This window comes from Streptomyces tyrfis (assembly GCF_037034285.1).
Taxonomy (GTDB): domain Bacteria; phylum Actinomycetota; class Actinomycetes; order Streptomycetales; family Streptomycetaceae; genus Streptomyces.
In genome coordinates this window covers 118,981-136,888 of record NZ_JBAGJZ010000016.1, presented here as the reverse complement: position 1 = coordinate 136,888, position 17,908 = coordinate 118,981, and the positions used below count along the sequence as shown (strand labels likewise).

At 74.8% G+C, this 17,908-nt stretch carries 17 protein-coding genes; 11 read left to right on the top strand and 6 right to left on the bottom strand.

Features of this window, described 5'->3' with window-relative positions:
• Positions 1–34 precede the first annotated feature (34 nt).
• Positions 35–2,173, top strand: a complete 2,139-nt coding sequence (locus tag WA762_RS15180; RefSeq protein WP_335936215.1) for an amylo-alpha-1,6-glucosidase — start codon at positions 35–37, stop codon at positions 2,171–2,173.
• Positions 2,174–2,527: 354 nt separating this feature from the next.
• Here the strand turns inward: WA762_RS15180 and WA762_RS15175 are convergent, their stop codons facing one another.
• On the bottom strand, positions 2,528–3,574 hold the full coding sequence (locus WA762_RS15175; protein ID WP_335936213.1) for an AI-2E family transporter: 1,047 nt from the start codon (positions 3,572–3,574) through the stop codon (positions 2,528–2,530).
• Positions 3,575–3,960: 386 nt separating this feature from the next.
• On the opposite strand from WA762_RS15175, the gene WA762_RS15170 reads away from it, so the two are divergent.
• Complete coding sequence (locus WA762_RS15170; RefSeq protein WP_335936212.1) at positions 3,961–4,116, top strand: DUF6131 family protein; 156 nt, start codon at positions 3,961–3,963, stop codon at positions 4,114–4,116.
• A 210-nt stretch (positions 4,117–4,326) separates the two neighbouring features.
• Positions 4,327–5,019: an RraA family protein gene (locus tag WA762_RS15165; protein ID WP_335936211.1), complete on the top strand. Its 693-nt coding sequence runs from the start codon at positions 4,327–4,329 to the stop codon at positions 5,017–5,019.
• Between the two features lie 161 nt (positions 5,020–5,180).
• Here the strand turns inward: WA762_RS15165 and WA762_RS15160 are convergent, their stop codons facing one another.
• From WA762_RS15160 to WA762_RS15150, 3 genes are all read right to left on the bottom strand, one after another.
• Positions 5,181–6,233, bottom strand: coding sequence for a polyprenyl synthetase family protein (locus WA762_RS15160; RefSeq protein ID WP_335936210.1), 1,053 nt, complete (start codon positions 6,231–6,233; stop codon positions 5,181–5,183).
• Positions 6,230–7,288: a tetratricopeptide repeat protein gene (locus WA762_RS15155; RefSeq protein ID WP_335936209.1), complete on the bottom strand. Its 1,059-nt coding sequence runs from the start codon at positions 7,286–7,288 to the stop codon at positions 6,230–6,232. Before WA762_RS15155 ends, WA762_RS15160 begins: the two co-directional genes overlap by 4 nt.
• A 352-nt stretch (positions 7,289–7,640) precedes the next feature.
• Positions 7,641–7,964, bottom strand: a complete 324-nt coding sequence (locus WA762_RS15150) for a hypothetical protein (protein WP_335936208.1) — start codon at positions 7,962–7,964, stop codon at positions 7,641–7,643.
• A gap of 282 nt (positions 7,965–8,246) precedes the next feature.
• On the opposite strand from WA762_RS15150, the gene WA762_RS15145 reads away from it, so the two are divergent.
• From WA762_RS15145 to WA762_RS15120, 6 genes are all read left to right on the top strand, one after another.
• Positions 8,247–8,708 carry a hypothetical protein gene (locus WA762_RS15145; protein WP_335936207.1) on the top strand — a complete coding sequence of 154 codons (462 nt, stop codon included), beginning with the start codon at positions 8,247–8,249 and terminating at the stop codon, positions 8,706–8,708.
• A 191-nt stretch (positions 8,709–8,899) separates the two neighbouring features.
• Positions 8,900–10,165 carry a sensor histidine kinase gene (locus tag WA762_RS15140; RefSeq protein WP_335936206.1) on the top strand — a complete coding sequence of 422 codons (1,266 nt, stop codon included), beginning with the start codon at positions 8,900–8,902 and terminating at the stop codon, positions 10,163–10,165.
• Between the two features lie 20 nt (positions 10,166–10,185).
• On the top strand, positions 10,186–10,848 hold the full coding sequence (locus WA762_RS15135) for a response regulator transcription factor (RefSeq protein WP_335936247.1): 663 nt from the start codon (positions 10,186–10,188) through the stop codon (positions 10,846–10,848).
• A gap of 86 nt (positions 10,849–10,934) precedes the next feature.
• Entirely contained in the window at positions 10,935–11,126 is a 192-nt protein-coding gene (locus WA762_RS15130) for a DUF6381 family protein (protein WP_335936205.1), read from the top strand.
• Positions 11,127–11,403: 277 nt separating this feature from the next.
• A complete protein-coding gene (locus WA762_RS15125) occupies positions 11,404–12,447 on the top strand; it encodes an MsnO8 family LLM class oxidoreductase (RefSeq protein WP_335936204.1) in 1,044 nt (347 codons plus the stop codon).
• A gap of 134 nt (positions 12,448–12,581) precedes the next feature.
• Complete coding sequence (locus WA762_RS15120; protein ID WP_335936203.1) at positions 12,582–13,091, top strand: mycothiol transferase; 510 nt, start codon at positions 12,582–12,584, stop codon at positions 13,089–13,091.
• A 191-nt stretch (positions 13,092–13,282) separates the two neighbouring features.
• Here WA762_RS15120 and WA762_RS15115 read toward each other — a convergent pair whose 3' ends face one another.
• Both WA762_RS15115 and WA762_RS15110 read right to left on the bottom strand, forming a co-directional pair.
• A complete protein-coding gene (locus tag WA762_RS15115) occupies positions 13,283–14,089 on the bottom strand; it encodes an SAM-dependent methyltransferase (protein ID WP_335936202.1) in 807 nt (268 codons plus the stop codon).
• A 199-nt stretch (positions 14,090–14,288) separates the two neighbouring features.
• Positions 14,289–14,855, bottom strand: a complete 567-nt coding sequence (locus tag WA762_RS15110; protein ID WP_335936201.1) for a DUF4291 domain-containing protein — start codon at positions 14,853–14,855, stop codon at positions 14,289–14,291.
• A gap of 459 nt (positions 14,856–15,314) precedes the next feature.
• Between WA762_RS15110 and WA762_RS15105 the strand changes: the two genes are divergently transcribed.
• On the top strand, positions 15,315–16,925 hold the full coding sequence (locus WA762_RS15105) for an ABC transporter substrate-binding protein (RefSeq protein WP_335936200.1): 1,611 nt from the start codon (positions 15,315–15,317) through the stop codon (positions 16,923–16,925).
• Positions 16,922–17,908, top strand: coding sequence for an ABC transporter permease (locus WA762_RS15100; protein WP_335936199.1), 987 nt, complete (start codon positions 16,922–16,924; stop codon positions 17,906–17,908). The genes WA762_RS15105 and WA762_RS15100 overlap by 4 nt, the downstream gene beginning before the upstream one ends.

Below are 17,908 nucleotides of genomic sequence, written 5' to 3'. Positions count from 1 at the left end.
GGAACGCTCCAATGCCATGAGAGGTTCCGCTCTGTTGGACACAACTGTCAAGACCCAGGACAACGAGATTCCCGACACGCCGCCTTCCGGCGCACCGGAGGGCCCGGCGAACACGGGCCTCCAGCCGTTCCTGCACGACGCCTGTGTGACGCTGTGCGCGCCGAGCTTCGTGATCTCGCACGCGGACGGGCAGATCGACGGCTCGGCGGACGGCTTCTACCACGGCGACAGCAGAGCGCTCGCCCGGCTGACGGTCGCGGTGGACGGCACGGAGATCGCGTCGGTGGGCACGACCGCGGAGGGCGCCGACCGGGCCGCCTTCCGCGGTGTGCTGCGCGGCCTCGGCGAGTCGACGGCCGACCCGGCGGTCACCCTCCACCGGCGGCGCCGCGTCACCCCCGGCGGTCTGGAGGAGACCCTCGACATCGCCAACGCCGGGATCCGCCACGTCCGCTTCCGGCTGACCGTCACCGCCGGCACCGACCTCGCCCCGATGGAGCGGGTCAAGACCGGGCACGCGTCGCGGCCGGTCCCCGCCACCGCGGCCGACGGCGGGCTCGCCTGGACCGGCGGCCCCCTCGCCGTACGCCTGACCGCCTCCCCGGAACCGGCCGCCGTCACCCCCGGGACCGGCCGGCTGGAGTACGAGATCGAACTCGCCCCCGGCTCCTCGTGGACCGCCGTGCTGCGCTGCGAGGCGACGCACGAGGACGGCGACCAGTTCCCCGCGCCCGCCGAGGGGACCCTGCCCTGGAGCACGCCCGCCCTGCGCAGCGCCGACCGGCGCTTCGACCACTGGCTGAGCCGCTCCGTCGCCGACCTCGACCGGCTGCGGCTCACCGATCCGCAGCGCCCCGCCGACCAGTTCCTCGCCGCCGGAGCCCCCTGGTTCCTCACCCTCTTCGGCCGCGATTCGCTGTGGGCGGCCCGCATGACGCTGCCGCTGGGCACCGCGCTCGCCGCCGGCACACTGCGCACGCTCGCCCGCCGGCAGGGCACGAAGCAGGACCCGACGACCGAGGAGCAGCCCGGCAAGATCCTGCACGAGGTGCGTCGCGCCACGCAGGACTTCGACGAGGGCTTCTCCCTGCCGCCCTGCTACTACGGCACCGTCGACGCCACCCCGCTCTGGGTCACCCTGCTGCACGACGCCTGGCGCTGGGGCCTCGCCCCCGAGGAGGTCGAGCGGCTCCTGCCGCACGCCGAGTCCGCCCTCGGGTGGATGCGCGACCAGGCCGAGGCGGGCGGCGACGGCTTCCTGAAGTACATCGACCAGACCGGCCGGGGCCTGGCCAACCAGGGCTGGAAGGACTCCGGCGACTCCATCCGGTACTCCGACGGACGGCTCGCCACCTACCCGATCGCCCTCTGCGAGGTCCAGGCGTACGCGTACGAGGCGGCCCGCGGCGGCGCCGACCTGCTGCGCGCGTTCGGACGCCCCGGCGCCGACGCGTGGGAGGAGTGGGCGCAGCGGCTTCGCGACCGTTTCCGGGCCCGCTTCTGGGTGGAGGACGAGCGCGGGGCGTACCCGGCCGTGGCGCTCGACGGGGAGGGCCGCCCGGTGGACTCCGTCACCTCCGGCTTCGGCCATCTGCTGGGCACGGGGCTGCTCGACCACGAGGAGAGCGCCCTGCTGGCCGCCAGGCTCGGCGCGCCCGACCTCGACTCGGGACACGGGCTGCGCACCCTGAGCAGCGACTCCGTGGCGTACAACCCGTATGGCTACCACATCGGCTCCATCTGGCCGCACGACACCGCGATAGCGGTGCACGGCCTGGCCAGGGCCGGGTTCCCGGACGCCGCGGCGTCCCTGTCGGCGGGGCTGCTGACCGCGTCGGACTCCTTCGACGGGCGGCTCCCCGAGCTGTTCGCCGGCCACGGCGCGGCGATCGACTCCCGGCCCGCGCCCTATCCGGCGTCCTGCCGCCCGCAGGCGTGGGCCGCGGCCTCCTCGGTGCTGGTGCTCCAGTCGGTGCTCGGGCTCTCCGCCGATGTGCCGGGCGGCACGGTCACGGTCGCGCCCGGCTTCGCCGAGGCGTACCGGCCGTTGAAGGTCCAGGGGCTCGAAGTCGCCGGCGGACGGCTGGACGTCTCCGTGGACGCCGACGGCACGGCGCACGTCGAGGCGCCGCACGGCCTGGAGGTGAAGCGGGAGCACCTGACGCCGCGCTGACACCCCGTCGGCGCCGAGCGGCGGGCCCCGGCCGGGGCGCGCCGAGTCCCGGGCGGAGCCCGGTGGCCCGGGCCGGTGCGGGCGCCGGTTCGCCCTCGCCACCGGGGCCATGCCGTGACCGCGTCCGGCCGGGGCCGCCGCGCCCCCGACGGGCGGTCCCGGCCCGGCGGAGGGCGTCTGCCGACGGGCCGCGCCGTGCCGCCGCGCGGTCGTCCGGTCGCGCGTGGGACCGTTCGCCGCGCGCGGACCCCGTCGGCACGACGAGCGGCTCCGGACGGGCGGCCGCCCGCCGCCGTCGCGTCGTGCGCGTGCGGACCCGTCGCAGGCCGCCGTCCCCGGACCGAGGACGATCCGTCACCGCGCCGGGCGCGCCGACCCGCCCTCCCGGCACAGCGCCTGACGGACCGACCAGAGGACGGACACGAGCGGCACCGCCACCACGGCCCCCAGCACGCCCGCCGCGATGGCGCCGGCGATCACCGCGATCGCGACGACCACGGGGTGCAGGCGGACGGCCCAGCTCATCACGAGCGGGTGCAGCAGGTGGCCCTCGATCTGCCCGATGACCACGATCAGCGCGATGACGACGGCCGCCACCAGCGGGCCCTTCGCGGCCAGCGCCACCACGGCGGCGACGGCGAGCGCGATCGGCGAGCCGATGAGCGGGACGAACGCGGCGAAGAACTCCAGCAGCGCCAGGGGAAGGGCCAGCGGCACCCCGAGCGCGTACAGGGCCAGCCCGACGAGCACGGCGTTGGTCGCCGCCACCAGGACGATGCCGTGGGTGTACCCGGTGAACGTCCGCCAGGCCGCGCGACCCGCGATCTCCACCCGGTCCCGGGCCGTCTCCGGGAGCTGACGGCAGAACCAGCTCCAGTGCCGGTCGCCCGAGTGGATGAAGAAGACCGAGCAGAACAGGGCGAGGGCGAACACCGTCACCACCTCGACCAGCCGGCCCACACCGCTGAGCGCGGTGCTGATGAGCGCCGAGCGGTGGCGGGAGAGGAAATCGCCGATGCGGGACTGGAGGTCGTTGAGCGTGTGCGGGTCCAGACGGAACGGCGGCGCCTCCAGCCAGCGCTTGATCCGGCCGAGTCCGTCGGCGAACTCCCGTTCCAGCACGTGGCGTTCGCTCGCGACCACCTCGCCGACGAGACTCAGCACGCCGAGGACCAGCACGATGCTGCCGAGCAGGGCCAGGGTGACGGCGAGCGGACGCGGCATCAGACGGGACAGGAGGTCCGCGGCCGGCCGCAGCATCGCCGTGCCGACCAGGCCGAGGAAGACGGCCGCCGCCACCTCGTGGAACCGCCCCAGCACGGCGAAGGCGGCGTACACGACCGCCCCCACCACGAGGACGCGCCACGCGTACGCGGCGCACAGCCGCAGCGTGGGGTTCACCCGGGGTCCGTGCCCGGCGACGCGCGGCGCGGGACGTGCGCCCGGGGGCCGGTGCGGGCGGCGCGGCGATCCGCGCCGCACCCGGCGGGAGGCGGCACGACGGGACGTCCGGCGGCCCCCGGGAGGCGTGCTGTCGGGCTGCGGATGCGATGGCCTGGGCATTCCCCTGCTGGTACCAGCAGCGACCGTGCGGCCCGGGGCTCCCGCGACGACATGCGGGGGAAGTCACCCTACGGGCCCAGCCCCCGGCCCGGCCGCGGCGCTTGTGCGCGCGGTGGCGGAAGGGGCCGGCCGCCGCCGTCGCGACGTCACGCCGCCCCGTCCGACGTCACCCCGCGACCCGGTGCGGCGCATACTGGGAGACAGTCGCGTGATGGGAGGACTCCATGATCGTCCTTGGCATCATTCTGCTGATCCTCGGCCTGGTGACGGGCATCTCGATCCTGTGGACCATCGGCATCGTGCTGGTCGTGATCGGGCTCGTCCTGTGGCTCCTGGGCACCGTGGGACACGCCGTGGGAGGCCGGCGGCACTACTGGTAGCCCGTCGCTCCCGACGTATCACCCGAGCCGTACGGCTCTCTCCCTCCCCGGGACCGGGGACCCGGCGCTGTGCCGGGAGGCTGCCGGGCGGGCCGTCGACGGGCCGCGCCCGTCCCAGTAGCATCGCGGCCGCGAACACGCCCCGATCCGCCGTCGCCGCCACCGTTCGCGGGGGCCCGGCGACGGCCCCGCCTCGCCAGGGAGAGCTTCATGCTGAGGGCTTTTGACGACCTGTCCACGCCGCTGGTGGCCGACGCCTGCCTGCGCGCCGACGTGCCGCTGCGGGCCGCACCGGCCGGTCTGGCCGCGGTGACGCCCGGGCTCCGGATCGCGGGCCGGGCCCTGCCGGCCCGGCACTACGGCAGCGTGGACGTCTTCCTGGAGGCGTTCGGCGCCGCCGAGCCGGGCGACGTCCTGGTCGTCGACAACGGCGGTCGCACGGACGAGGCGTGCGTCGGGGACCTGACGGTCCTGGAGGCCGCGGCGGCCGGGGTGGCGGCCCTGGTGGTGTGGGGACTGCACCGCGACACCGCGGAACTGGCGGAGATCGGCGTTCCGGTGTTCAGCTACGGCAGCCATCCGTCCGGCCCGGTCCGGCTCGACGACCGCGAGCCGGAGGCGCTGACCGCGGCCCGGTTCGGCCCGCACGCGGTGAGCCGCGAGGACGTCGTCCTCGGCGACGAGGACGGGGTGCTGTTCGTCCCGGCCGGACGCCTCGACGAGGTGCTGGCCACCGCCCGGGAGATCCGGCGGACCGAGCGCGACCAGGCGGCCAGGATCAGGGCGGGCGAGACGCTGCGCGAGCAGACCTCGTTCGACGACTACCTGGCCCGGCGGGCGGCCGACCCGTCGTACAGCTTCCGCCGGCACCTGCGCCGGATCGGCGGGGCCATCGAGGAGTGATCCGGGGCCGACGGCGCGAGCCGGGTGCGGGGCAGGCCCGCCGCCCCGCGCCCGGCTCGCCGCCCCGCGCCCGGCTCGCCGCCCCGCGCCCGGCTCGCCGCCCCGCGCCCGGCTCGCCGCCCCCGGCGCGGCACGGTGCCGGGGGCGGCGAGCCGTCGTGGTCAGCCGGCCCGGTCCACGAGGAACGGGAACAGCGCGAGGAGCTCGCCCAGCGCGGCCGGTTCCAGCGCGACGCCCTCCAGGCCGCGGCGGGCGCGGTCCAGATGCCGCCGGGCCTCGGCCAGGGTCGCCGCCCGCCCGCCGGCCTCCTCGACCAGGGCGGCCGCCCGCCGCGCGGCCGCGGCGTCGAGCGGGTCCCCGGCGCCGAGAAGGGCGGCCAGCCGCCCGGCGGCGGGACCCTCCGACGCCAGGGCCGCGAGGACGGGGTACGTCTTCTTCAGCCGGCGCAGATCGCTGTGCACGGGCTTGCCCGTGACCTGCGGATCGCCCCAGATCCCGAGCAGATCGTCCACGGCCTGGAACGCCACCCCGAGGTGGCGCCCGGCATCGGCCAGGGCCTCGACGGTCGCGGCCGGGGCGCCGGCGAGCACCCCGCCCAGTCCCGCCGCGCAGCCCAGCAGCGCGCCGGTCTTGTGCTCGGCCATCCACCGGTACTCGTGCGGTCGCACCGCCTCCGGCCCGGTCCAGGGACGGGACTCGAAGAGCAGGTCCTCCGCCTGACCGCCCACCAGATCCGTCAGCGCCGCGGCGAGATGCCGCACCGCCGCGGCGCCGTGCGGGCCGGGGGCGTCGGCCAGGGTCCGCACGGCCAGCGCGAACAGCGCGTCCCCCGCGAGGATCGCCGGACCGGTTCCGTACGCCTTCCAGACCGTGGCGCGCCGCCGGCGGGTCTCGTCGCCGTCCATGATGTCGTCGTGCAGGAGCGAGAAGACGTGGACCAGCTCGACGGCGACCGCGCCCACCACGGCGTCGTCGGCGGACGCGCCCGCGGCCTCGGCGGCGAGGAGGGTGATCGCCTGGCGGACCCCCTTGCCCTCCGACCCCCGCACCGGCAAGCCGTCGACGGTGTCCCACCCGAAGGAGAAGGCGGCCATCTCCGCGTGCCACGGGTGCAGTTGCCGCACGGCACGCACCAGCGCCGGGCGGACCAGGTCACGGCAGCGGCCGAGGACCTGCGGCGCGGCGGGCCGACGCGTCACGGACGGTGGGGTCATCGTCGGCCGCCCTCCTCGCCCGCCCCGCCGGGCGGAGCCACGCCCAGCTCGGCGAACGCCTTGTCCACCATCTCGCGGGCGTTGAGCAGACCGATCCGGTCCAGGGTGCGGCGCAGCTCACCCAGATCGGCGGCGGTCTCGTCCCGGTCGCGGCCGAGCCGGGCGAGCGACTTGACCAGGCCCAGCCGGGCCAGGGCCTCGCCCCGGGGCTCGGTCATGGCCCGGAACTCCCCGAGCGCCTGCTCGTAGACCGCACGCGCCTCCTCGTACCGCCCGGCACGGAAGAGCACATTGGCGCGCATCTTGTGGTTGTACGCCAGCGCACTGGACAACTTCATCTCGCGACAGGTGAGTTCGGCCTCGGAGAGCAGGGCAAGGGCGCGTTCCGGGTCGTCCCGCAGTGAGACGATGTCGGCCATGCCGCGCAGCGCCCAGGCCCGGCCCCGCCGGTCCTCCGCCGCGCCGGCCAGCTCGGCGGCCTCCTCGAACATGGCGAGCGCGCTGTCGAGCGATCCGGTGTTGCGGTGGATCTGGGCGATGCCCTCCAGCGCCCACACGGTGTGGCGGGCCTCGCCGCGGGCGCGTGCCTCGGCCAGCAGCTGTTCGTGCAGGGCCGCGACGGTCCGGTAGTCGCCCTGTATGCGTCCGGTCTCCGCGAGACCGGCGAGGGAGTACCCGCGGGCGACGATGTCACCGCCGCGCTTGCCCATGTCGGCCGCGAGCTCCAGCAGACGGAACGCGAGCCTGAGCCGACCGCACTGCCGGGCGAGCGTGCCGCCGCTCCACAACGCCCATGCCATCGACCCCTGGTCGCCCGCCGAACGGGCCGCCCGGTAACTGTCCTTCCACGCACGGTCCGCCTCCTCGACGTTGCCGAGTCTGCGGTGCGCCTCGGCCACCGCCAGCCCGCAGCGGGCCACCTCCTGCCGTGAACCGGTGAGTTCGGCCTCCCTCAGATGTCTCAAGCCTTCGGCGAGTACGTCCGTGAGGGAGGAGTTCACCGACATCTTGGTGAGAGCGCCCTGGTACTCGGGCGCCAGTGCCTTGCCGTGCATGGAAGCCTTTCGCGCGCGGCCGGGCCGCAGACCGCATCTATGCGCTTCGCGTATATACATCGTATACACGCCATGCATAGCTGACTGGTGGTCGCACCCGGGCGCTCGTGGGGTCGGACAGGGTGTCACATGCGACGAGCCGCCGGTCGGCGGGCCGCCTCGTTGTCGATCAAGACGGCGGCCGGGAGCCCGAGGTTGCTCCGGGATCAACGGAAGTCGAACACGTGTTGTTTCGCAGTGGGCGAAGCGGAACAGAAGGCCGGGAACGGGGCGTTGGGTGTGAATGGTCGCAACGGACCGAAGAGGCGAGGTGGTTGAGTCCGGCCGGCCGCATGAGGCGAGGGCCCGCGCGTCACCGGTGGAGCGGTGTGCCCCATGCGGCGGGAGCGGCCGAGGCGAGGTCGGCGCCGCGCACCGGGCGCCGTTCGTCGTGCCAGACGACGGTCAGCGGCACGTCGAACGGGAACTCGATGTCCGTGCCGTCCTCGAACGAGACGACCACATGGGTGTCCGGGCCGGACGGATGGCTGTCCACCCACTGCACGTGTTCCACCGTGGGCGTCAGGGCCCCGCCGGGGTCGACCAGCCGGTAGCCCTCGTCCACCTCCTGGGACTGCACGGTCATCAGCACCGGCTGGCTCTTCGCCGCTTCCTCGTTCCGGAAATACGTCGCCATCCGGCAAAAAGTACCGGACCCGGAGCTCCGCCGGGCCTCACGGACGCGGGCGATTCGGATGACCGGAACCGGCCCGGCCGCGCCCCGCACCGCGTGCGCGCGGGTTGCTCGCGCCGCCCCGCGCGGCCCGGTCCCCAGGGCGCGTCCTGGTGCTCCTGCTCGGGGGAGGCGTGCGGGGCCCTGCCGTGCCGTGCGGACCGGGCCGGGACGCTCGCGAAGCGCCGTCGGCGCCTTCTGGCTAAGCTCGATCGGGGGCCGATCACCAGAACGACGGAGGCTCCCATGACGACGGCATTCGAATGGCGCGACGCGGCCCCCCGCCTCGCCACCGGCGCGTTCATCCTGAACTCGGGCCTGGGCAAGCTCAAGGCGGACGAGGACACCGCCCGGTCCATGCACGACATGGCCTGCGCCGCCTACCCGTTCCTGAAGAAGATCGAGCCCGGGCGGTTCACCCGGGCGCTCGCCTGGTCGGAGATCGCGATCGGCGGCGCCCTGCTCGCCCCGTTCGTACCGACCCGCGTGGCCGGACTGGCGCTGACCGGGTTCTCCAGCGGGCTGCTCGGGCTCTACCTGCGGCTGCCGGGGATGCGGGAACCCGGCAGCCTGCGGCCCACGCACAACGGCGTCCCGCTGGCCAAGGACTCCTGGATGCTGGGCATCGGGCTCGGCTTCCTCGGCGCCGGTCGGCACCGGCCGGCCGCCTCCGGGCGCCGGTGCCCCGGGCTCTGCCGCCGTCGCTGACCGGCCGGCCGGGTGAAACCCGGTCACGAGGGCGGGGACCGGGGGCGTCACGGCCTCCGAGAAGCGGCCCCCGGCTCGGAACGCATCGGTGCGGAGTCGTCCCCGAAGCGTACGGAACCTCACCGGAAGAGGGGCCGGAATGCGACCCGAGGCCGATGAGGCCGGAGCCCGGCCGTGCCTACGATCGGCCGGTGGAGCGCGAATACCCTCACCGAGGCCCGGCGTGGACGGAATGGGCGCTGTCCGGAGCGGTGCTGCTGCTGGTGGCGCAGGGGCTGGCCATGGCCCGCCTCCACGCCCCGCCGTCGTACCCGGCGGAGGCGTCGGCCGTCCTCGCCGCACTGGCCCTGCCGCTGCGCTGGCGCCATCCGCTCCCGGTGCTCGGCGTCGCGGTGGCGGCGCTGGTCGCGCGGGGCGCGTACGAACCCATGACGGTGCTGGTCTTCCATCTGGCGGCCCAGGGCAGGTGGCGGGTCGCGGCGGGGGCCGGGGCGGTCGCGGGAGTGCTGCCGTGGCTCTGCGGCGCCCCGCTCAGCGGTGGTGTGACGCCGACCTACGGGGCGGTGCTGCTGTTCACCCTGGCGCTGACGGCCGGGCTGTGGTGGCACAGCCGCCGGAAACTGATCGACTCGCTGGAGAAGCAGGTCGAACTCCGCGCCGAACAGGTCCGGTCGGCCGAACGGGCCCGGATCGCGGCCGAGATGCACGACGTGCTGGCCCACCGGCTCAGCCTGCTCGCGCTGCACACCGGGGTCCTGGCACTGCGCGCGGACACGCTGCCGCCGCAGGTGGGCGAGCGGATCGCGCTGCTGCGCACCACGTCCACCCGGGCACTGGAGGATCTGCGGGACGTGCTGGGCGTGCTGCGCGCGGGGGACGGCACGCAGCCCGCCGCCGGTCCCGCGCCCTGCGCCCCCGCGATCCGCGACCTGGCGGACCTGCTCGACGAGGTGGCCGCGAGCGGGCAGCAGGTCGAGGCGGAGGTGACGGGCGATCCGGACACCGCGCCCGCCACCCATCTGCTGGCGGTGCACCGCCTCGTCCAGGAGGGGCTCACCAACGCCCGCAAACACGCCCCGGGCGCGGCTGTCCGGCTCAGGGTGCGCTACGACGGACCCGCGACCGAGGTCGAGGTCGTCAACGGCGCCGCGCCCGTTCCCGTGCCCCGGGCCGAGGCGCCGACGGGCCGGGGGTTCGGCCTCGTCGGACTGGCCGAACGGGTCGCCGGACTGCACGGCGTGCTCGACCGCGGTCCGACGCCGGACGGCGGATGGCGGCTCGCGGCCCGGCTGCCGCGGCCGCCGGGCACGGACCCGGGACGCGAGCCCGGCGAGGGACGGCACGGGACGGAGCGCGCCGGGCACGCGCCGACGGGACTCGCGCCGATGGGAGCCGTCCCGACGGAACCCGTGCCGACGGGAGCCGGGGCCCCGGCCGGGAAAGGGGCCGGGCGGTGACCGCGGCGGCCATCCGGACGATGGTGGTGGACGACGACGCGCTGGTCCGGCTGGCGCTGACCGACCTGCTGGCGACCGATCCCGGCATCGAGGTCGTCGCCCAGGCGTCCGACGGCCTCGAGGCGGTGGCCCTGGCCGCCGCGCACCGGGTGGACGTCGCCCTCATGGACGTACGCATGCCGAGGCTGGACGGCATCGGGGCGATCGCGCGTCTGCGCGGGCTGCCGCACGCGCCGCGCGTGATCACGCTGACCACCTTCGACCTGGACGCCTATGTGTACGAGTCGCTGGCGGCGGGCGCCGACGGGTTCCTGCTCAAGGACGCCGACCCGGCGGAGATCCTGCGGGCCGTGCACCTGGTGGCGGCCGGTTCGGCGCTGCTGCACCCGGCCGCGGCCCGGCGTCTGATCGACCGCTTCCAGCACACCGCCCGCACCGGGCCCGGCGTGGACCGGGGCCGGATCGACCGGCTGACGCCCCGCGAGCGAGAGGTCCTGGCACTGCTGGCCCAGGGAGCCGCCAACGCGGAGATCGCCGGGCGGCTGCGGATGAGCGAGAGCACCGTGAAAGCCCATGTCAGCCGCATCCTGACTACGCTGGGAGTGGGAAACCGCGTGCAGGCGGCGCTGGCCGCCCGCGACGCCGGGCTGTTGATGCCCGAGGCGCCGTTCGGCACGGCGTGACGGACGGTGACCGCCTGGAGTGCGGTGTCCCGGGAAACCTGGTTCCGTGGCGGAGGCGGCTCCACCCACAGATCCAAGGAGTGAACATGAGCGAGTCGGACGAATACCGTGGTCGAGTGAGGGAGATGCGCGCCAAGGCGAAGGACCTCAACGAGGCCGCCGAACGCACCACCGACCCCAAGGAACGGCAGCGACTGAAGGACAAGGCCCGCAGGATCGAGGAGCGGAGCGAACAGGTCAGCGGCACGGCCGGCGGGGACATCCATCCGATGGAGTGACCGCTCTCCGGAGCAGCCGCTCCGTCCACCGGTCGGCGGCCGCACACCCGGCCGCCCCGGCACGGCGGGCGCACGACCGGCGCGGCCCCGGGCAGCGTGCCCCGGGGCCGCGCCGCGTGCGCGAGGGGCCCACGGCGTTTCGGGTCCCGTGCGGGTCCCGTGCGCGACGGGAATCCGCGAGGAGCCCGGCAGCTCGGCCGCGGCCGGAATCAGTGCGGGGACGGGGCGGCTTCGGCCCGGAGGGAATCCGCGCGGCGGACGGACGTTGAACCAGGACATGAACCCCGTGCTCGCGGCCATCCGCTTCTCCGTGCTCGACCGCTCCCGCGTCCGCGAGGGCCGCGAGGCCCCGGAGGCGCTCCGTGACACCGTGGCCCTGGCCCGGGAGGCCGAGGCCCTCGGTTACCACCGGTTCTGGGTGTCCGAGCACCACGGGGTGCCGGGGATCGCCGGGTCGGCGCCGACCGTGCTGGCGGCGGCCGTCGCGGCGGCTACGTCCGCCATCCGGGTGGGGACGGGCGGGGTGATGCTCCCCAACCACCGGCCGTTCGTGGTGGCCGAGCAGTTCGGAGTCCTGGAGTCGCTCTTCCCCGGCCGGATCGACATGGGCCTCGGACGTTCGGTGGGTTTCACCGACGGCGTCCGGGGGGCGCTCGGCCGGGACAGGACGGCGGCGGAGGACTTCGCCGGGCAGCTCGCCGAACTCCTCGGCTGGCTGGACGGCACCCAGTCCGCCCACCCGGGCGTGCACGCCCGCCCCGCCGAGGGGCTGCGCGTCCCGCCGTTCGTGCTGGCCACCGGGGCGGGGGCGGGCACCGCCGCGGCGGCCGGGCTGCCGCTGGTCGTCGGAGACCTCCGCGACCGGGAGAGGCTGCTGCGGACCGTCGAACGCTACCGCCGGGAGTTCCGCCCCTCGTCCTGGGCCGCCGAGCCCCATGTCGTGGTGTCGGGCACGGTCGCGCCCGCCGGGAGCGAGGAGCAGGCCCGGCGGCTCCTGATGCCGGAGGCGTGGTCGATGGCGTACGCCCGGACCCACGGCGAGTTCCCGCCGCTCCTGCCCGCCGACCGGATCGAGGCCCTGACCATGACGGAGAAGGAACGCGCCCGCTACGAGGAGGGGCTGCGCGGCCATGTCCAGGGGACGGAGGACCGGGTCGTGGCCGCGCTCGAAGAGATCATCGGGCAGACCGGCGCGGACGAGGTGCTGGTCACCACCAGCACCCACGACCGGGCGGCGCTGGTGGACTCCTTGCGCAGGCTGTCCCGGGCCGCAGGACTGACGGCCGGCCGGTCCGGCCCGGCCGGTGCGCCACGCGCCTGAGGCGGGGCATGCCGCCGGCCCGGCCCCGGCGAACTCCCGGCGGCGACGGCCGTGGGCGGTGTCCGGGCCGACGGCGTCCCGGGCGGCGCGTGTCGGTCGCGGAGCACCGGCGCGGCAGCGGCCATGGTGAGGTCATGAACAGCGCTGACCTTTTGACGGACGCGTTCAACCGCGTCCAGGAGACGGTGCACTCGGCGGTGGAGGGCGTGTCGCGCGCCGACCTGCACGCCCGGCTCGACGACGGGGCGAACACGATCGCCTGGCTCGTCTGGCATCTCACCCGGGTCCAGGACGACCACGTCTCGGACGCCGCCGGTGTCGAACAGGTCTGGACCGCCCAGGAGTGGGCCGGCCGCTTCGGCCTGCCCTTCGAGAAGTCCGCCACCGGATACGGCCACGACCCCGCGCAGGTCGCGGCGGTGCGGGTCAAGTCGGCGGCGCCGCTGCTCGGTTATCACGACGCCGTCCACGAGCAGACCCTCGCGTTCGTGGGCGGGCTCGACGGCAGGTCCCTGAACCGGATCGTCGACGAGGCGTGGTCGCCGCCGGTCACCCTCGGGGTCCGGCTGATCAGCGTCGTCTCGGACGATCTGCAGCACGCCGGGCAGGCGGAGTTCATCCGAGGGGTGCTCGCCCGGCGGTAGCCCGGGGAACCGGCGGGCGCGGCGGCGCGTCGTGCGGCGGCGCGGTGCGAGCGGGGCGCCGGTCTTCCGCGCGGCCGGCCTCCCGGGGCCCCGGTCTTTCGCACCGCCGGTCTTCCGTGCTGACGAATCCTCCGGCGCTCCGGGCGCCCCGGCCGAGGGTCGAACGGCCGGGCGCCCGGGGACCGGAAGTCTCACACCTTGAGTCCGACACCGCTGACCGCGTGACCCTGCCGCTCGTTCGCCCCGCCCTGGGCGGGGTCCGGGCGCCAGTCCGCCGTCCGGACGACGCCCGGCTCGACCAGCCGCAGACCGTGGAAGAAGTCGGCGATCCGCTCGGGGCTGCGCAGATGGTACGAACTGGCCGAGTTCGCGTTGTACGAGGCGACGGCCTGGTTCAGCGACTCGCTGGTGTCCGTGCCGTCGCTGAGGGCCAGATAGCTTCCCGCGGGGAGGGCCGCCAGCAGCCGGTCCACCAGGGTCCACGGGTCGTCCTCGTCGGGCAGCTGCCCCATGATCCCCAGCATGGTCAGTCCGACCGGCTTGCTGAAGTCCAGCGTCGTGGCCGCCTCGGCGAGGATCGTGTCGGCGTCCCTGACGTCGGCGTCGATGTACGCGCACGCGCCCTCGGGCGTGCTGGTGAGCAGGGCGCGGGCATGGGCCAGGACGAGCGGGTCGTTGTCGACGTACACGATCCGGGACTCGGGGGCCACCCGCTGGGCCACCTCGTGCGTGTTGTTCGCCGTCGGCAGGCCCGTGCCGATGTCGAGGAACTGGCGGATGCCGGCCTCCGCCGTCAGGAAGTGCACCGCGCGGGCGAGGAAGGCCCGTTGGAGCCGGGCGATCGCGGCGAAATCGGGGAACGCCTTCAGGATCATGTCGCCCATCTCGTGGTCGACGGCGTAGTTGTCCTTGCCTCCCAGGAGGTAGTTCCAGACACGGGCCGAATGGGGGCGGTCCGTCTGAATCCGGTCGGCCGGGGACTGCGGTGAAGTACTCATGGCCAGATCTTCACATATGCCAGTGGCGTATGGAGCGGGCGAGGCGCCTGATGGCGGCGGGAGCCGTCGCGGGCGCGGCGCACGCGCTGGACCCCGCTGACGGCCCGTCAATCGAGGCCCGCCGTACGGCCGGTTCGGCGCGGGGCGAGGCGGAGGCCGTTCCCTCCGCCGTGGACCGGCCGCGCGGCGGCGCCGGGCCTCAGCCGTCGATGAGCAGCCGCTTCGCGAGGGCGGCCGGGACCGGGTAGGGGCGCTCCGGCGGCAGCAGCCGCTGGGCCCGGGCCGCCCGCCCGTTCTGCCTCGCCGCCGTGATCGCGCGCACCCGCGGGGTGATGTCGGTGAGATCGACGACCCACTCCTCCGCGAAGGCGCGGATCAGCCCGCGCCCGACGCCGACCTGGATGCTGTAGTGGTTGAGGGCGGCTCCCCGCAGCGAGCGCTCCGGATCCCACTGGACATGGACGGGGGCCTGCGCGACGGCCGCCGGATCGGAGGTGGTCAGCACCGCCGAGGACAGCGCCTCCTCCCAGCCGTCACGGGTGATCCGCACCGCCAGGACGCGTTCCTGCCCCGCCTTCCGCGCCCAGTTGCTGCGGTGCATCAGCCACAGGAACGACGGCTTGATCCAGGTCATCCGGTGGAACGAGAACGGCGCCACGAAGCGCCCGGCCCGCAGGCAGGGATCGGCGATCGCGGGTGAATACGCCTGGTAGACCACGATCGTGCGGGCGTCGTACTGGGCGTGGATCCGGTACCGGGGGGTCATCGGCGCATCCTGCCCGGACGCCGCGACCATCCGCAAAGGGATATTCCCGCCCCGCGCGGGCACGTTCGCGCCCCGGGGCTCGAGCCGTTCTCGGGAACGGTTCGCTCCGAGGCCGTCTCCGCGAAGTGCCGTCGCCCGGCCGGAGGCCGGGCCGCGCGGCCGGCGCCTCCCCCGAGTTCTCGGCTCCGCTCGAACAGGGAAGACCCCGTTGATCGCGGGGCGGCGGGGTCGTCCTCGCACCGGACGCGCGAGGACGAGTCCGACGGCGCCGCGAGCACGTGCGCCAGGCGTCGCACGGCAGTCGGCGCTGCGACGACACGGCCCGGCCCCGCGTTCGTCTTCGTCGCGGCGCACCATCGGCGAGGGAGTTTTTCGTGCGGCGCGACCACTCGCGGCCGCCGCACCGCTGCCTACTGTTCCCTCACTCGGCGGCGGGGTGCCGCTTCTTCGGAGGTGACCATGGTCAGCGTCACAGGCACGGACACGAGAAGCAGAAGGACGTGCGGGGCCAGGGCCGCGGCCGCGGCGGTCACGGTGCTCGGCCTGGTCGCCACCGCATCCGCGTGCGGCGGTGGTCCGGCCTCCGGGGGCAGCGGCTCCACGGTGGTGTTCGCGGTCGCCGCCGACCCCGGCACCCTCAGTCCCACCATGGCGCTGGCCACCACCGCGCTGTCGATGAACACCTTCGCGTACGACACGCTCGTGCACGTCGCCGCCGACGGCACGGTGGTCCCCGGCGTCGCCGAGAAGTGGTCCGCCACGGCCACCTCCGCGCGGTTCACCATCCGGCCCGGCGTGACCTGCGAGGACGGATCGCCGCTCACCGCGGACGACGTGGCCGCCGAGTACAACCACATCGCCGACCCGAAGAACCAGTCGCCGATGCTGGGCCTGTCCGTTCCCGTCACCGCCGTGGCGAAGGCCCACAGGGCGACGCGGACCGTCACCGTCACCACGACGAAACCCGCCCCGTTCATCGTCGAGATGGCCCGGATGCTGCCGCTGCTGTGCCGGAAGAGCCTGGCCGAGCCGACCGCGCTGGCCAGGGCGACCGCCGCCAGCGGACCGTACCGGCTGACCGAGGCCGTCCCCGGTGACCACTACACGTACGTCAGACGGGACGGGTACACGTGGGGGCCCCGCGGGTCCACGGGGAAGGACCTGCCCGGCAAGGTCGTGTTCAAGGTGGTCCCCAACGAGTCGACCGCCGCCAACCTCCTGATGTCCGGTCAGATCCACGGCGCCGTGGTCAACGGCGCCGACCAGGACCGGCTGGACGCCGCGAAGGTGAGGAGCCGGAGCTTCGAGGCCCTGTTCGGACAGCTGCTGTTCAACCAGGCCGCCGGCCGTCCGGGCGCCGACCCGGCCGTGCGCAGGGCCCTGGTCTCGGCACTGGACCTGAAGGAGCTCAGGAACGTCGCCACCGGGGGCAAGGGCGAGTCCGCCACCGCCATCGGCGAGACCGTGCCCACGCCCTGCGCCGGCGACACCGTCACCGGGAACCTGCCCGCCCACGACCCCGAGCGGGCCGCCGCCGCGCTCACCGCGGCGGGCTGGACGAAGGACGGCGGCACCTGGACCAAGGCCGGAAAGCCGCTCACCGTCGGGCTCAGCTACCCGACCAACCAGGGACCGCAGGTCGCCTCGGCCGTCGAACTCGCCGTCCAGCGGTGGACGTCCTTCGGGGTGAGGGCGAAGGCGAGGCCCATCGGCTCCTCCAGCATCCTCGGCACCCTGGCCGGCGGGGACTGGGACCTGGCCTGGGCCCCCATCGGAGTCACCCTCCCGGACCAGCTCACCCAGTTCTACGACGGGCCCCCGCCCCCGAAGGGCAACAACTTCGGGTCCCTCGCCAACCCCGACTACCACCGGCTCGCCGCCCTGGCCGCGGCCAGGCCCGGCGCCGACGGCTGCGCCCTGTGGGAGGCGGCCGACGCCGCCCTCGTCAAGAACGTCGACATCGTCCCGTTCGCCGCCCGACCGGTCCGCTACTACGCCAAGGGCATCACCTTCGAGGTCGACGGCGGCGGGGTCGTTCCCAGCACCCTGCGACGGGGCGACGGCCGATGACCGCGCTCACCCCGAACCCACTCCGTGCGACGGTCCGCGGCCCCTGGGCCGGATTCGTCCTGCGCCGCACCCGGCGACTCGTGGTGTCGCTGGCCGCGCTCGTCACCGCGGCGTTCGCGATGATCCACCTGATCCCCGGCGACCCGGTCCGGGCGGCCCTCGGCCCCACCGCCGACCCGGCGCTGATCGAGGCCCGCAGGCGCTCGCTCGGCCTGGACGAGTCCCTGCCGAGACAGTTCGGCGCCTTCGTCGGCCATCTGCTCCAGGGCCGGCTCGGCGACTCGATCGGCGCCCAGATGCCCGTCTCGGAGATCATCGCGGGCCGGCTACCGGCGACGCTGCAGATCGCCGTGCCCGCCTTCGCGCTGATCCTGCTGATCGCCGTCCCGGTCGGGATGACGGCCGCGGTGCTGACCAAGGACGGCCGCCGACGCCGGAGCGAGCTCGTTTTCACCGGCGTCACCGGTCTCCTGGGCGCCGTGCCCGAATTCCTGCTGGCCGTCGGCCTGGTCGCCGCGTTCGCCGTGACGTGGCCGCTCTTCCCCGTGGCCTCCCGCGCCGGCCTGGACTCCTACGTGCTGCCGGTGCTGGCGCTCGCCGTCGTCCCGGCGGCGACCCTGTCGCGCATCGTCCGGGTGGAGACCCTGCGGGTGCTCGGCGAGGACTACATGCGCACCGCCCGCGCCAAACGGCTCCCGGCCCGGCTGCGCTACCTGCGCCACGCCCTGCCCAACCTGCTGACCTCCTCGCTCACTCTCGGCGGCCTGCTGTTCAGCTCGCTGCTCGCCGGCACCGTACTGGTCGAGAACGTCTTCGCCTGGCCCGGCCTCGGCACCACGATCGTGCAGGCGATCACCGAGAAGGACTATCCGCTGGTCCAGGGCGTCGTGCTGGTCTACGGCGCGGCCGCGCTGCTCATCACCTTCGTCGTCGACATGGCCGTGGCCGTCGCCGACCCCCAGTCCACCGTGCGCGGGAGCTGA